This window comes from Gordonia sp. C13, assembly GCF_023218005.1.
Classification (GTDB): domain Bacteria; phylum Actinomycetota; class Actinomycetes; order Mycobacteriales; family Mycobacteriaceae; genus Gordonia; species Gordonia namibiensis.
Genome location: NZ_JALPSY010000069.1, coordinates 1 through 990 on the forward strand (window position 1 = coordinate 1; position 990 = coordinate 990).

Genomic DNA, 990 nt, shown 5'->3' on the forward strand with positions numbered 1-990 from the left:
CTACCGCGGGTTGGAGCTATGAAACGAGGTGGCTGACATTTCCTGCCCGGAACGGTCGGGTACGAGGCCGTGCGGGGCGACCATGATCCTGGACGAAAGGAGAGCCATGATCGGCACGCTCAACGCGCTCATCGACCTCGTCGACCGGAACACCGACGAGCCCATCGACCTGGCCGGCTTCGCCCGGTCCCACGGGACGACGGAGTATCACCTGCGCCGGATGTTCGCCTCGCTGGCCGGGATGCCGTTCTCGGAGTATGTGCGGCGTCGTCGGATGACCCTCGCGGCAACGGATCTCGTGAGCAGCGACACCGGCCTGCTCGATCTCGCGGTGCGCTACGGCTATTCGTCGGTCGAGGCGTTCGGCCGGGCCTTCCGCTCCGTTCACGGTGTGTCACCGTCGGACGTGCGGGCACATGGCGGTCCTTTTGTAACACAAGCCGTACTCAGGTTCCGCCTGACCGTCGAAGGGAGTCGTCCCATGGACGTCACGATCACCGACCGACCCGCATTCGTACTCGCCGGGCACGCAGCACAGGTGCCGCTCATCTACGAGGGAGTCAATCCGCACATCCAACAGCACATCGCGTCGATAGCGCCCGAAGAACACGCACGACTCAAGTCGCTCAACGACACCGAACCCGCCGGCATCCTGGCCGTCACCGCTGGAAGCGAGCCCGACGCGCCGGAAGGAACACCGATCACCTACCTGAACGGTGTTGCGCTGCAGGCGGATTCGACGGTGCCGGAGGACCTGTCGAGCATCCCGGTATCCGCCGGCGCGTGGGCCACGTTCCGGTCGTCCGGTCCGTTCCCGCAGACGCTCCAGGAGACCTGGGCCGCGACGGCCACCGAGTGGTTCCCGTCGAATCCGTGGCGACTGCGGCCCGGACCGACCTTCGTCCGCTACCTCGAACTGACCGGGTCGCACGCCGACGCGGAGATCTGGATGCCCGTCGAGCGATCCTGAGCACGTTTTATAGCTCCAAC

At 65.9% G+C, this 990-nt stretch carries 1 protein-coding gene; it reads left to right on the top strand.

Going from position 1 to position 990, the window contains the following annotated elements; translation table 11 throughout:
• Window positions 1-106 precede the first annotated feature (106 nt).
• Window positions 107-970 carry an AraC family transcriptional regulator gene (locus M1L58_RS23250; protein WP_248660626.1) on the top strand — a complete coding sequence of 288 codons (864 nt, stop codon included), beginning with the start codon at window positions 107-109 and terminating at the stop codon, window positions 968-970.
• The last annotated feature ends 20 nt before the right edge of the window (window positions 971-990 follow it).

Coding starts and splice junctions, on each gene's coding strand:
- M1L58_RS23250 (WP_248660626.1), top strand. CDS start 107: ATGATCGGCACGCTCAACGCGCTCATCGACCTCGTCGACCGGAACACC.